The organism is Pseudomonas sp. B22(2017) (genome assembly GCF_002113105.1).
Taxonomy (GTDB): domain Bacteria; phylum Pseudomonadota; class Gammaproteobacteria; order Pseudomonadales; family Pseudomonadaceae; genus Aquipseudomonas; species Aquipseudomonas asiatica.
This window is the reverse complement of the sequence record NZ_NEJN01000008.1, coordinates 113,502-127,110: the sequence shown is the minus strand read 5'-3', so window position 1 is coordinate 127,110 and position 13,609 is coordinate 113,502. Positions and strand designations below refer to the sequence as shown.

The following is a 13,609-nucleotide window of genomic DNA, read 5'->3' as shown; positions in this document are numbered from 1 at the left end:
AGCTGGTTTGCCGGCGATTGGGCTGCACAGCAGCCCCCGGACCACCCATCGGTTCCGACCGCAGGGTAATCGGAAAGGTCAGCCCAACCGATCAGAGGTTCTCGTAGCGGTTCATGTCCAGCACGCCCGCCTCGACCGGTTCGGTCTCCTTGATGAAGCTGTTCAGGTCATGGAAGTAGCGCCAGAACTCTGGGTGACTGCGACGCACACCCCAGCGCATGACGATGCGCTCGAACCTGGCCGGGTCATCTTTCGCATACTCCATGTCCTCGACGAACTCCGGCACATCCCTGGTCGGGATGTTGAAGATGAAGTTGGGGTAGCTGCTGAGCACACCCGGGTACAGGGTCAGGGTATCCAGCCCCGGCTGGTAGCGGTACGCCTCGCCCAGCAGGAACGCCACGTTGCTGTGCGCGCGGTTGCGCAGCAGGCTGTACACCTGGCGCTGGCCGCCCTGCCCTTCGATGCGCAGCATGGTCGCTTCGGGCAGCTGGTTGATCACCTTCAACCCGGCAGCCGGGCGCGACACCAGGCGGCTGAGCGACTGCTCGGCATTGCGGAACTCTTCGCTCACCTGTGGCCGCGAGCAGAACGCGCCCTGGCAGCGGTTGATCGGGTCAGGCGCGGCATTCAGGCTGCCGGTACGCTGCAACAGCTTCAGGCCGAAGTCGCGCTTGGGGTTGCGCGGGTCGAGCTGGATGCCGCTCGGGGTGTCGGTGTCGATGTCTTCATAATCCATCCACATCTTCACCTTGCCGCTGTTCTGGTACCAGTCGCCGAGGATCGCCTTGCGCTGGTCGGCCGGCATCAGGCGCAGGAAGTTGACCTCGGCGCCGTTGCGGATCAGGTCGAAGTACAGGCGCGTCTGCAACTGGTGCGAGACGTTGCCGAACACATCGAAGTTGACCGCCAGCTGGTAATAGGTGCGCTCGAACAACGGGTAGTCGAACAGCCACACGGTCAGCGGCACATCACCGATCAGGCCCTTGGTCACCGAGGCGCTGTCGAAGTGGCGGAAAATGCTCAGCAACGCGTTGTCGTTACCGGCCCACAGCGTCGCCCAGCCCGGTGCCGGCATGTCGGCATAGGCTTCGCGGCGCAGCTTTTCGTACTCGTTGCGCTTGTCACGGTAGGCGTGCCACAGGCTCAGCACGCTGCCCACGTCATCGATCTGCCCAGGCATGGCCAGCAGCGGCGTGGCCTCGCCACGGTACTTGGCATCGGTGACGTAGCGGTCGTGGGCCGGCTCCTGGAACAACGCCCAGAAGTTGTCGCGGATCACGTCGGTGGCAATCTGCCCACGGCATACCGGGCCACGGATGAAGGTGCGCACGAAGTACTCGGCGTTATCCAGCATGAACTGGTAGCGCGCCACGGCCGGGATCGCTTCGAAGGTTTCGAACGGGTTGGCCCGGTGGCGCGGGCCGTAGCCTGGCAGCGCGGTGGCATGCCAGTCGCCGGCGTAGAACAGTTGCTTGACCCGCTTGAGCTTCTGCGGCCCCATCGGGTAGGTGATGTGCGTCTTGTGCACGATCACGCCCTGCACCGGGATCAACCGGTAGTAGAAGTCGGTGCCCGGCGGGTCGTTGGGGCGGCGCGTGGCGATCAGGTCGACCGGCTGGCCGCTCGGTGTACGCGAACGTACCCACTGGAAGAAGTGGCCCTGCTCGCCACCGACGAAATAGATGTGCGCCAGGAACAGGTGCTCGTACAGCCAGCGGCCGACCAGCGCCTCGGTGGAACCCGGGCGGTTGAGCAGCTCTTCCCAGTCGGCAATCTGCTTGGCTTCGGCCGCACTTGGCTTGATCGGCTGGTACTCGACCGGCGCACCGGCGGCCAGCCAGCGGCGCATGGTGTCGTATTCCTTGTCGGTCAGGCCGGTCACCGCCAGTGGCATGCCTTCCTTGGGGTGGGCGCCGGCATAGGCATCGAACTCATGCGGCAACGGGCACATGTTGTTGCGGTTAAGGCCCAGGACGATTTCCTCGGGCAGCTTGGCGTTTGGCGTGAGCGGGGTCTTGTGCCCCAGCTCGAGCATGCGCGCCATCAGCGCGGCCTGGCTGCCCTGGTTGTCGAGCACGGAGTAGAAGCCCTTCTTGCGCCACTCGCCCTCGCTGTGGGCGTCGTAGAACAGCCGCGTGGTGGGCACTGCCTTGCTGCGCTCGCCCTGGTACACCGGAACCTTGGTGGCGCCGCGCACTGCACCTTCGGGGCTTTCCAGCTTCAGCTGGCAGGCGGCGTCGTTGCAGGCGTGGCAGGCCACGCATTTCTCGGTGAAGATCGGTTGAATGTCCCGGGTGTAGGAAATAGCCGGGCTCGACTGGGGGGCTTGCCCGAACGCCACACTGCTGATGAGCAGGGCGAAAACGCCGGCAAGAATACGATGCACCATGTGCGGAAAGTCCTGGGTATTGAAAGCCATCACGATTTGTTGCCTGGTCGTCCTTGGGTGCCCTGCTTCGCCGACGCCCGCCCAACATGAGCCATTTTCATGCAAATGGGCGATACGCCTAAAAACCGCGCAGCTTTGTTATGATTCTGCACCTTCTGAAATTTGCCCGACCAGGTAGTTCCTATGTCCGACCGCAGCGCTCGTCTCCAAGCACTCCAGAACGCACTCAAAGAGCGCATCCTGATCCTCGACGGCGGCATGGGTACTATGATCCAAAGCTACCGGCTCGAGGAACACGACTATCGTGGCACGCGTTTCGCCGATTGGCCAAGCGATGTCAAGGGTAACAACGACCTGTTGCTGCTCAGCCGCCCGGATGTGATCGCCGCCATCGAAAAGGCCTACCTGGATGCCGGCGCCGATATCCTCGAAACCAACACCTTCAACGCCACGCAGATTTCCCAGGCCGACTACGGCATGGAGTCGCTGGTCTACGAGCTGAACGTCGAGGGCGCGCGCATCGCCCGCCAGGTGGCCGATGCCAAGACCCTGGAAACCCCGCACAAGCCGCGCTTCGTCGCCGGCGTGCTCGGCCCTACCAGCCGCACCTGCTCGATTTCCCCGGACGTCAACGACCCCGGCTACCGCAACGTCACCTTCGACGAGCTGGTAACGAACTACATCGAGGCCACCCGCGGCCTGATCGAGGGCGGCGCCGACCTGCTGCTGATCGAGACCATCTTCGACACCCTCAACGCCAAGGCGGCGATCTTCGCCGTGCAGCAGGTGTTCGAGGAAGACGGCATCGAACTGCCGATCATGATCTCCGGCACCATCACCGACGCCTCGGGCCGTACCCTGTCGGGCCAGACCACCGAAGCGTTCTGGAACTCGGTGCGCCACGCCAAGCCGATTTCCGTGGGCCTGAACTGCGCCCTCGGCGCCAAGGACCTGCGCCCGTACCTGGAAGAGCTGGCGACCAAGGCCGACACCCATGTCTCGGCCCACCCCAACGCCGGCCTGCCGAACGCCTTCGGTGAATACGACGAAACCCCGGCGGAAATGGCCGTGGTGGTCGAGGAGTTCGCCGCCAGCGGCTTCCTCAACATCATCGGCGGCTGCTGCGGCACCACCCCTGGCCACATCCAGGCCATCGCCGAGGCCGTGGCCAAGTACAAGCCGCGCGAGATTCCGGAAATCGCCAAGGCCTGCCGCCTGTCGGGCCTGGAGCCGTTCACCATCGACCGCCAGTCGCTGTTCGTCAACGTCGGCGAGCGCACCAACATCACCGGCTCCGCCAAGTTCGCCCGGCTGATCCGTGAAGAGAACTACACCGAAGCCCTGGAAGTCGCCCTGCAGCAGGTCGAGGCCGGCGCCCAGGTGATCGACATCAACATGGACGAAGGGATGCTCGACTCCCAGGCCGCCATGGTCCGCTTCCTCAACCTGATCGCCGGCGAGCCGGACATCTCGCGCGTGCCGATCATGATCGACTCGTCCAAGTGGGAAGTGATCGAAGCGGGCCTCAAGTGCATACAGGGCAAGGGCATCGTCAACTCCATTTCCATGAAGGAAGGCGTCGAGCAGTTCAAGCACCACGCCCGCCTGTGCAAGCGCTATGGCGCTGCCGTGGTGGTGATGGCCTTCGACGAAGTCGGCCAGGCCGACACGGCCGCGCGCAAGAAAGAGATCTGCCAACGCAGTTACGACATCCTGGTCAATGAAGTGGGCTTCCCGCCGGAAGACATCATCTTCGACCCGAACATCTTCGCCGTCGCCACCGGCATCGAAGAGCACAACAACTACGCCGTCGATTTCATCGAGGCCTGCGCCTACATCCGCGACCACCTGCCGCACGCCCTGAGCTCGGGCGGTGTGTCCAACGTGTCGTTCTCCTTCCGTGGCAACAACCCGGTGCGGGAAGCCATCCACTCGGTGTTCCTGTACCACGCGATCCAGAACGGCCTGACCATGGGTATCGTCAACGCCGGCCAGCTGGAGATCTACGACGAGATCCCGCCTGCACTGCGTGAAAAGGTCGAGGACGTGGTGCTCAACCGCACCCCGCATGGCACCGACGCACTGCTGGCCATTGCCGACGACTACAAGGGCGGCGGCGCAACCAGGGAAGTGGAAAACGAAGAGTGGCGCTCGCTGCCGGTGGAAAAACGCCTGGAGCACGCGCTGGTCAAGGGCATTACCGCGTTCATCGTCGAAGACACCGAAGAATGCCGCCAGCAGTGCGCCCGCCCGATCGAAGTGATCGAAGGCCCGCTGATGAATGGCATGAACGTGGTCGGCGACCTGTTCGGCGCGGGCAAGATGTTCCTGCCCCAGGTGGTCAAGTCGGCCCGCGTGATGAAACAGGCGGTAGCGCACCTGATTCCGTTCATCGAAGCCGAGAAAGGCGACAAGCCGGAAGCCAAGGGCAAGATCCTGATGGCCACGGTAAAAGGCGACGTGCACGACATCGGCAAGAACATCGTCGGCGTGGTGCTGGGCTGCAACGGCTACGACATCGTCGACCTCGGCGTGATGGTGCCGGCCGAGAAGATCCTGCAAACCGCCCGCGACGAGAAGTGCGACATCATCGGCCTGTCCGGCCTGATCACGCCGTCGCTGGACGAGATGGTCCACGTGGCCCGCGAAATGCAGCGCCAGGGCTTCCAGTTGCCGCTGATGATCGGCGGCGCCACCACCTCCAAGGCGCACACCGCGGTCAAGATCGAGCCCAAGTACAGCAATGACGCCGTGGTCTATGTCACCGACGCCTCGCGCGCGGTAGGTGTTGCCACCCAGTTGCTGTCCAAGGAGCTGAAAGCCGGCTTCGTCGAGAAGACCCGCCAGGAATACGAAGAAGTACGCGAGCGCACCGCCAACCGCAGTGCCCGCACCGAGCGCCTGAGCTACGCCCAGGCTATCGCCGCCAAGCCGCAGTACGACTGGGCTGGCTACCAGCCAGCGGTGCCCTCCTTCACCGGCGTCAAGGTGCTGGAAGACATCGACCTGCGCACGCTGGCCGAGTACATCGACTGGACCCCGTTCTTCATCTCCTGGGACCTGGCCGGCAAGTTCCCGCGCATCCTCACCGACGAAGTGGTCGGCGAGGCGGCGACGGCGCTGTACAAGGATGCCCGCGAGATGCTCGACAAACTGATCGACGAAAAACTCATCAGCGCCCGCGCAGTGTTCGGCTTCTGGCCGGCCAACCAGGTTGCCGATGACGATATCGAAGTGTACGGCGAGGACGGCCAGGCCCTGGCTACGCTGCACCACCTGCGCCAGCAGACCATCAAGCCGGACGGCAAGCCCAACTGGTCGCTGGCCGACTTCGTCGCGCCGAAGGCCACTGGCGTTACCGACTACGTGGGCGGTTTCATCACTACCGCCGGCATCGGTGCCGAGGAAGTGGCCAAGGCCTACCAGGACAAGGGCGACGACTACAGTTCGATCATGGTCAAGGCCCTGGCCGACCGCCTGGCCGAGGCCTGTGCCGAATGGCTGCACGAGCAGGTGCGTAAAGAGCACTGGGGTTATGCCCGCGACGAACACCTCGACAACGAGGCGCTGATCAAGGAGCAGTACCGCGGCATCCGCCCGGCCCCCGGCTACCCGGCCTGCCCGGACCACACAGAGAAGGAAACCCTGTTCCGCCTGCTTGATGGCACTGCCATCGGTGAGACCGGGCCGAGCGGCGTGTTCCTCACCGACCACTTTGCGATGTTCCCGGCAGCGGCGGTCAGCGGCTGGTACTTTGCCCACCCGCAGGCGCAGTACTTTGCGGTGGGCAAGGTCGACAAGGACCAGATCGAGCGCTACAGCGCGCGCAAGGGCCAGGATGTGAGTGTCAGCGAGCGCTGGTTGGCGCCTAACCTGGGTTACGACAGCTAAGACCCTTGGGGCCGCTTTGCGGCCCATCGCGACACAAGGCCGCTCCTACAGGAGAATGCAATCCCTTGTAGGAGCGGCCTTGTGTCGCGATGGGCTGCACAGCAGCCCCAATAGCCACCTACACTGTCCCTGATTGCCTCTGATTTCCTCAGGAGCCACCATGGACGATTCCAGCCAGGGCAAGCCCCCTACCTTCTGGCAGATGCTGCACAGCATCCTCGCTGCCGCCTTCGGCGTGCAAAGCGGCAAGAACCGCGCCCGCGACTTCACCCACGGCAAGGCCAGCCATTTCATTGCGCTGGGGACGCTGTTCACCCTGGTGTTCATTGCCGTACTGATCGGCCTGGTGCAATTGGCCCTGCACCTTGCGCGCTAGCAAGAACGCCTGCGGGACTCCCTCCCGCAGGCGCTCTGGCTGCATCACGGTCTTGAATACAAGTCTACTGGTGGCTGACCCAATACACGGCAGTGACCACCACCAGAATGATCAGGCAGAGGATCGCCCAGGCATCGACGCTGCTGTCAGCTTTGCGGACCTTGGTTGAGTTTCCCATTGCATTGCCTCTTGTAGTGGTTATGGGAATGCACTTCACCACCAGCAGTTAAGACGAGCAATGCCCTTCCCTCAAGCAGGGTCTTTCAATAATTGATCGGTGATGTCAGAAATGGGTACTGGTAGTCGGGCGGCCGCCCTTCGGCACTGTAATGCTGGAAATCGATACCGTAGTCGGGCCGTTCCAGTAGTTTCAGCCAACGGGTTGCCTTGGCCTGGTCAATCGACTGCAACACCGGTATGCGATGCTCGCGCAGGCCGTCGCGGTTCACCGCCAGTCCCTGGGCATCATCGTGCAGCATCACCATGGCCCAGCCGCCGAGGGTGAAATGCCCGCCCATCAGCACGCTAAGACGCCCGTCGATACGGGCATGCAGGGCCTCGGGCGAGCTGTTGATGGCGCTGAACAGCACATCGCGCCCCGGCTTGCGCCCTGCCTCCTCGAACGCCTGCATGGCACCAAAGGCCATTTCGTCGTTGGCCGACCATACCAGGCGGGTGGCCGGGTAGCGCTCCACCAGTTGCTGCGCCTGCTCGTAGGCGCGCTGGCGGCTCCAACCACCATATACCACCTGGCGCAGGCGCACCTGGGGGAAGTCGGCCAGGGCGCGGCGCATGCCCTCCTCGCGCAGCTGCGAGGCCGGGGTGGTCTTGACCCCGGCAAACGCCAGCAGGTCCACCGGCCCACTGTCGCGGGGCAATTGCGCGACCATCTGGTGCAACATCTCAAAACCCGCTTGCTCGTCGTTGGCCGTCAAGGTGCCCAGCAGCTCGGCATACTTGTCCGGCTGGGCCTCGATGCTACGGGCCTGGCTGGCAGTCAGGCCGTTGTTGACCAGGAACAGTTTGACACCGGTGCCACGCGACAGGCGGATGATCTCCGGCGCCACGTACCGCTCATTGACCAGGACCAGGTAATCCGGCCGCTGCGGTCCGCCCAGGATCGCCCTGGCCTGGGTCAGCGCCAGGTCGGCGCGGCGTTCGCTGTATTCCACGTGCAGGGTCATGCCCAGATCGTCTGCAGCGGCCTGCATGAAGCGGGTATAACTGGTCCAGAACGTTTCGGTGGACAGCCCCGGGTTGAGGAAAACCACCGAAGCCGGTTGCGCACTTGCCGCCAGCGGCAAGGCAAGACACAAGCTTTGGCACAACGCCTTGAGCATGGGCTGACATCCCTGCGAAGCAAACGCCGGATTATAAACGCCAAGCCACGCCCAGCGCACAAATGGCAGTCAGTCTCACATAGTCCATTTGGTTCTTTTCATATGCAAAAACATCACTTTAGCGCATAAACGCAACCTGCTATCGTTCCCCGGCTCCGAAGCGGAGTGCGCGGCCGTGCGCGCGAATAGCTGCATGCCTGAGACAGGACTTTTATGTACGTATACGACGAGTACGATCAGCGGATCATCGAGGACCGCGTCAAGCAGTTCCGTGATCAGACCCGCCGCTATCTGGCCGGTGAGCTGAGCGAAGAAGAATTCCGCCCTCTGCGCCTGCAGAACGGCCTTTACATCCAACGTTTCGCGCCGATGCTGCGCGTCGCCGTGCCGTACGGCCAGCTGAACGCCACCCAGGTCCGCACCCTGGCCAGGATCGCCCGCGACTACGACAAGGGCTACGCCCACATCTCCACCCGCCAGAACGTGCAGTTCAACTGGCCGGCCCTGGAGGACATCCCGGACATCCTCGCCGAACTGGCCACCGTGCAGATGCACGCGATCCAGACCAGCGGCAACTGCCTGCGCAACACCACCACCGACCAGTTCGCCGGTGTGGCCGCAGACGAAATCGTCGATCCGCGTCCGTGGTGCGAAATCGTCCGTCAGTGGACCACCTTCCACCCGGAATTCGCCTACCTGCCGCGCAAGTTCAAGATTGCCATCAACGGCTCGCAGGAAGACCGCGCCGCCATCGAAGTGCACGACATCGGCCTGGAGCCGGTGCGCAATGCCGCTGGCGAGCTGGGCTTCCGGGTACTGGTCGGTGGCGGCCTGGGCCGTACCCCGGTGGTGGGCTCGTTCATCAACGAGTTCCTGCCGTGGCAGGACCTGATCAGCTACCTCGACGCCATCCTGCGCGTGTACAACCGTTACGGTCGCCGTGACAACAAGTACAAGGCGCGGATCAAGATCCTGGTCAAGGCCCTTACCCCGGAAGTGTTCGCCGAGAAGGTCGAGGCCGAAATGGTCCACCTGCGCGGCGGCAGCACCACCCTGACCGAAGCCGAAGTGCAGCGTGTATCGCGCCACTTCGTCGACCCGGCCTACCTGGCCCTGGACAACGTCGACTACGCCGCGCAGGACGCCGAGTACCCAGGCTTCGCCCGTTGGCGCTCGCGCAACACCCGCGCCCACAAGCGCCCGGGCTACGTGGCCGTGACCCTGTCGCTGAAGCCCACCGGCGTTGCACCTGGCGATATCACCGACAAGCAGCTGGACGCCGTGGCCGACCTGGCAGAGCGCTACAGCTTCGGTTTCCTGCGCACCTCGCACGAGCAGAACATCATTCTTGCCGACGTCGAGCAGCGTCAGTTGCATGCCCTGTGGCTGGAATTGCGTGAAAACGGCTTCGCCACGCCGAACATCGGCCTGCTGACCGACATCATCTGCTGCCCGGGCGGTGACTACTGCTCGCTGGCCAACGCCAAGTCGATCCCGATCGCCGAATCCATCCAGCGCCGCTTCGACGACCTGGACTACCTGTTCGATATCGGCGAGATCGACCTGAACATCTCCGGCTGCATGAACGCCTGCGGCCACCACCACGTGGGCCATATCGGCATCCTCGGCGTGGACAAGAAGGGTGAGGAGTTCTACCAGGTGTCGCTGGGCGGCAATGCCGCGCGTGGCGCGAGCCTTGGCAAGATCCTCGGCCCGTCCTTCGCCCAGGATGACATGGCCGATGTGATCGAGAAGCTGATCGCCGTGTACGTCGAGCAACGTACCGAGGAAGAGCGTTTCATCGACACCTACCAGCGTATCGGCATCGACCCCTTCAAGGAACGCGTCTATGCAGCGAATCATTAAGAACAACCAGATCGTCGACGAAACCTGGCATCTGCTGCCCAAGGAAACGTCCTTTGACGAGCTGACCAACTGCGACGACTACATCGTCCCGCTGCAGATGTGGCGCGACCATGCCCATGCGCTCAAAGCCCGTGACGGCGGGCTGGGCATATGGCTGGACAGTGACGAAGAAGCCGAAGAAATCGGCGAAGACGTGCAGCACTTCCAGGTCATCGCACTGAACTTCCCGGCGTTCACCGACGGGCGCAACTACTCCAATGCGCGCCTGCTGCGTGACCGCTACAAGTTCAAGGGCGAGCTGCGCGCCATTGGCGACGTGCTGCGCGACCAGCTGTTCTTCATGGCCCGTTGCGGCTTTGACGCGTTCGCCATCCGTGCCGACAAGGACCCGGAAGACGCGCTGCAAAGCCTGAAGGACTTCTCGGTGACCTACCAGGCTGCCACCGACGAGCCGCTGCCGCTGTTCCGCCGGCGCTGATCGTCACCTTGCAATGCCAGACGGCCCGCCTATATGGCGGGCCGTTTCATTTTCCTGTACCGGCCTCTTCGCGGGTGAACCCGCGAAGAGGCCGGTACAGGTTTATCCTGCATTCCCCCAGCAACAGTCACGGCACAGCGACCTATTCTTGCCTCCCGGTCAAATGACCTTGGCCCCGCCCCACCTTAATCAATCCCCCTCAAAGCCGCACACTGCTCCCCCACACGAAGAGCGATCGAACCCGAGCGACCAAGCTCGATTCGGCTCACCCCCTCACTCACCAGGAGCAGATCCATGAGCGTTCCATCCTTCGGCCTCGGCACCTTTCGCCTAACCGGCCAAGCCGTCATCGATTCGGTCAAGTCGGCCCTGGAACTTGGCTACCGCGTCATCGACACCGCGCAGATCTACAAGAACGAAGCCGACGTCGGCCAGGCCATCGCCGAAAGCGGCGTCAAGCGCGGCGAGCTGTTCATCACCACCAAGATCTGGGTCGAAAACTACGCCGCCGACAAGCTGGTCCCCAGCCTGCGCGACAGCCTGCAAAAACTGCGCACCGACTACGTCGACCTGCTGCTGATCCACTGGCCAGCCCCAGGCAACGGCGTTGAGCTGCCCGAGTACATGGCCGCCCTGGCCGAAGCCAAGAAGCTGGGCCTGACCCGCCAGATCGGTGTATCCAACTTCAACATCGAACTGACCCGCCAGGCCATCGAAGTGGTCGGAGAAGGCGAAATCGCCACCAACCAGATCGAACTCAGCCCCTACCTGCAGAACGGCAAGCTGACCGCGTTCCTCAAGGAGCAAGGCATCACCGTCACCTCGTACATGACCCTGGCCTACGGCAAGGTGCTGAAGGACCCGGTTCTGGCCGACATCGCCGCCAAGCACAAGGCCACCGTCGCCCAGGTTGCCCTGGCCTGGGCCCTGCAGCTGGGCTACGCGGTGATTCCGTCGTCGACCAAGCGCGAAAACCTGGCCAGCAACCTGCTCGCCCGTGACCTGAAGCTGGACGCCGACGACATGGCACGCATCGCCAAGCTCGAACGCAATGGCCGCGAAGTCAGCCCTGACGGCCTGGCGCCAATCTGGGATTGATACCATGACCACGCCCCTCGAACGCCTGACCGCTGGCGGCTTCAGCATCGGCCTGGAAGCACCGCTGGACCACGACTGGACGCCCGCCGGCGACCAGGCGCGGCGCCGCGATGGCCGCCAGTTCGGCGAGCCGGACCTGGCCCGCCACGCAGAACTGGCACAACTGGCCGACCGCCTGGGCTACCGCGCCCTGTGGGTCCGCGATGTGCCGCTGTACGACCCGTCGTTCGGCGACGCCGCCCAGGTGTTCGAGGTGTTTGCCTACCTCGGCTACCTGGCCGGGGTAACCCGCGACATCCTGCTTGGCACGGCTGCCGTGGTGCTGCCGATTCGCGAACCGCTGCTGACCCTGAAATCGGCCAACAGCGTGCAGCGCCTCAGTGGCAACCGCCTGCTGCTGGGCGTGGCCAGTGGTGACCGGCCGGTGGAGTACCCACTGTTCGGTCGGGATTTCGAGGGGCGTGGCAACACATTCCGCGAACAGGTCGCGCTGCTGCGTGATGGTGCCAACGGCCACCTGCCCGAAGGGGTGGCCGTGCTACCCAGCACCGCTTCGCCGCTACCGTTGCTGGTAGCCGGCCTGGCCCAGCAGAGCCCGGAATGGATCGGCAGCAACCTGGACGGCTGCCTGGCCTACCCCGGCACAGCGGACGACCACCGGCACCGGGTCGCCGCCTGGCGCGCGGTGGCGGGCAACAAGCCTTACAGCAGCTTCATCCACCTGGACCTGGCGGACAACCCCGACGAACCGCTGCAACGCTGGCGCTTCGGTTTCCGCGGCGGCCGCAAGGCGCTGGCGACCGAACTCGGCGCCCTGCGGGCGGCGAGCGTCGACCATATCGGCCTGCACCTGCGGCGTAACGTGCGGCCGCTGGACGAAACCCTGCGCGAAATCGCCGAATACGTATTGCCACAGTTCCATGAGACAAAAGCCCAACTGATGGAGGCCACCCCATGACAGGAACACGCGCAATGAAAGCCGGGCGCGTCCTGTTTGCCCTGGCCATCGGTGCCTTCGGCATCGGCACCACAGAGTTCACCCCGATGGGCCTGCTGCCGGTGATCGCCCAAGGTGTCGATGTCAGCATCCCCAGCGCTGGCATGCTGATTACCGCCTATGCCATCGGGGTGATGGTCGGTGCGCCGATCATGACCCTGCTGTTCAGCCGTTTCGGCAAGCGCGCCGCGCTGATGGCGCTGATGGCCATCTTCACCCTCGGCAACCTGCTGTCGTCGCTGTCGCCGGACTACTACACCCTGCTCGCCTCGCGCCTGGTCACCAGCCTCAACCACGGCGCGTTCTTCGGCCTTGGCGCGGTAGTGGCCGCCAGCGTGGTGCCCAAGGAGAAACAGGCCAGCGCCGTGGCCACCATGTTCATGGGCCTGACCATCGCCAACATCGGCGGCGTGCCGGCCGCCACCTGGATCGGCCAGCAGGTTGGCTGGCGCATGGCCTTTGCCGGTACCGCCGTGCTGGGCCTGCTGGCCATGGCCGCGCTGTGGTATGCCCTGCCCAAGGGTGAACGCGGCAGCGTGCCGCACGTGCGCAAGGAGCTGGCGGTCATCGCACGCCCCAGCGTACTGCTGGCAATGGCCACCACCGTGCTCGGTGCCGGCGCCATGTTCACCTTGTACACCTACGTGGCACCGGTACTGGCCGAACTGACCGGCGCCTCGGACAGTTTCGTCACCCTCGGCCTGGTGCTGATCGGTGTGGGCTTCACCCTGGGCAACAGCCTGGGTGGCCGCCTGGCCGACTGGTCGCTGGATGGAGCGGCGCGGATCTTCCTCGCGGCACTGGCAGTGATCATGCTGCTGATGCCGCTGGTGCTCGGCAGCCACATCGGCGCCGCCATCGCCTTGCTGGTGTGGGGCATGTTCACCTTTGCCGTGGTACCGCCGCTGCAGATGCGGGTGATGATCGCCGCCATCGAAGCACCGGGGCTGGCCTCGTCGATCAACGTCGGCGCGTTCAACCTGGGCAATGCCGTGGGCGCGGCGCTGGGTGGTGCGGTGATCAGCCTGGGCCTGGGCTATGCGGCAGTGCCGATGGCAGGTGGCGTGCTGGCGGCTGCCGGGCTGCTGCTGGTGTGGCTGGGCGGGCGTAGCAAGGCTGCCGGGAAAACCGCAGCCGACCCAGCCTGATAGAGCCCCCCCCTGTGGGAGCG

The 13,609-nt window shown here is 64.2% G+C and carries 9 protein-coding genes; 7 read left to right on the top strand and 2 right to left on the bottom strand.

Annotated features, from left to right (window positions below; all coding sequences use genetic code 11):
- Window positions 1-91: 91 nt before the first annotated feature.
- Window positions 92-2,392, bottom strand: coding sequence for a fatty acid cis/trans isomerase (locus CAG18_RS17420; protein WP_085721266.1), 2,301 nt, complete (start codon window positions 2,390-2,392; stop codon window positions 92-94).
- 183 nt (window positions 2,393-2,575) lie between these two features.
- Here CAG18_RS17420 and metH point away from each other — a divergent pair, with 183 nt between their 5' ends.
- Together metH and CAG18_RS17405 are read left to right on the top strand one after the other, a co-directional pair.
- A complete protein-coding gene (metH, locus tag CAG18_RS17410; RefSeq protein WP_085721265.1) occupies window positions 2,576-6,283 on the top strand; it encodes a methionine synthase in 3,708 nt (1,235 codons plus the stop codon).
- Between the two features lie 160 nt (window positions 6,284-6,443).
- On the top strand, window positions 6,444-6,659 hold the full coding sequence (locus CAG18_RS17405) for a DUF2970 domain-containing protein (RefSeq protein ID WP_003256398.1): 216 nt from the start codon (window positions 6,444-6,446) through the stop codon (window positions 6,657-6,659).
- Between the two features lie 263 nt (window positions 6,660-6,922).
- Here the strand turns inward: CAG18_RS17405 and CAG18_RS17400 are convergent, their stop codons facing one another.
- Window positions 6,923-7,999: an ABC transporter substrate-binding protein gene (locus CAG18_RS17400; protein WP_085721264.1), complete on the bottom strand. Its 1,077-nt coding sequence runs from the start codon at window positions 7,997-7,999 to the stop codon at window positions 6,923-6,925.
- A gap of 213 nt (window positions 8,000-8,212) precedes the next feature.
- On the opposite strand from CAG18_RS17400, the gene CAG18_RS17395 reads away from it, so the two are divergent.
- The 5 genes from CAG18_RS17395 (at window position 8,213) to CAG18_RS17375 (ending at window position 13,586) form a co-directional block, all read left to right on the top strand.
- The gene (locus CAG18_RS17395; RefSeq protein ID WP_085721263.1) at window positions 8,213-9,865 is read left to right on the top strand and encodes a nitrite/sulfite reductase; all 1,653 of its coding nucleotides are present in this window, start codon (window positions 8,213-8,215) and stop codon (window positions 9,863-9,865) included.
- Entirely contained in the window at window positions 9,849-10,343 is a 495-nt protein-coding gene (locus CAG18_RS17390) for a DUF934 domain-containing protein (protein ID WP_013971943.1), read from the top strand. Before CAG18_RS17395 ends, CAG18_RS17390 begins: the two co-directional genes overlap by 17 nt.
- Before the next feature lie 294 nt (window positions 10,344-10,637).
- Window positions 10,638-11,441, top strand: a complete 804-nt coding sequence (gene dkgB, locus CAG18_RS17385; RefSeq protein ID WP_061550519.1) for a 2,5-didehydrogluconate reductase DkgB — start codon at window positions 10,638-10,640, stop codon at window positions 11,439-11,441.
- Between the two features lie 4 nt (window positions 11,442-11,445).
- Complete coding sequence (locus CAG18_RS17380) at window positions 11,446-12,399, top strand: TIGR03571 family LLM class oxidoreductase (RefSeq protein WP_085721262.1); 954 nt, start codon at window positions 11,446-11,448, stop codon at window positions 12,397-12,399.
- 14 nt (window positions 12,400-12,413) lie between these two features.
- Window positions 12,414-13,586, top strand: coding sequence for an MFS transporter (locus tag CAG18_RS17375; protein ID WP_085721261.1), 1,173 nt, complete (start codon window positions 12,414-12,416; stop codon window positions 13,584-13,586).
- The last annotated feature ends 23 nt before the right edge of the window (window positions 13,587-13,609 follow it).

Excerpts from the sequence above, each read along its gene's own strand:
- CAG18_RS17405 (WP_003256398.1), top strand. The coding sequence starts at position 6,444 with ATGGACGATTCCAGCCAGGGCAAGCCCCCTACCTTCTGGCAGATGCTG.
- CAG18_RS17420 (WP_085721266.1), bottom strand. The coding sequence starts at position 2,392 with ATGGTGCATCGTATTCTTGCCGGCGTTTTCGCCCTGCTCATCAGCAGT.
- CAG18_RS17395 (WP_085721263.1), top strand. The coding sequence starts at position 8,213 with ATGTACGTATACGACGAGTACGATCAGCGGATCATCGAGGACCGCGTC.
- CAG18_RS17390 (WP_013971943.1), top strand. The coding sequence starts at position 9,849 with ATGCAGCGAATCATTAAGAACAACCAGATCGTCGACGAAACCTGGCAT.
- metH (WP_085721265.1), top strand. The coding sequence starts at position 2,576 with ATGTCCGACCGCAGCGCTCGTCTCCAAGCACTCCAGAACGCACTCAAA.
- CAG18_RS17380 (WP_085721262.1), top strand. The coding sequence starts at position 11,446 with ATGACCACGCCCCTCGAACGCCTGACCGCTGGCGGCTTCAGCATCGGC.
- CAG18_RS17375 (WP_085721261.1), top strand. The coding sequence starts at position 12,414 with ATGAAAGCCGGGCGCGTCCTGTTTGCCCTGGCCATCGGTGCCTTCGGC.
- CAG18_RS17400 (WP_085721264.1), bottom strand. The coding sequence starts at position 7,999 with ATGCTCAAGGCGTTGTGCCAAAGCTTGTGTCTTGCCTTGCCGCTGGCG.
- dkgB (WP_061550519.1), top strand. The coding sequence starts at position 10,638 with ATGAGCGTTCCATCCTTCGGCCTCGGCACCTTTCGCCTAACCGGCCAA.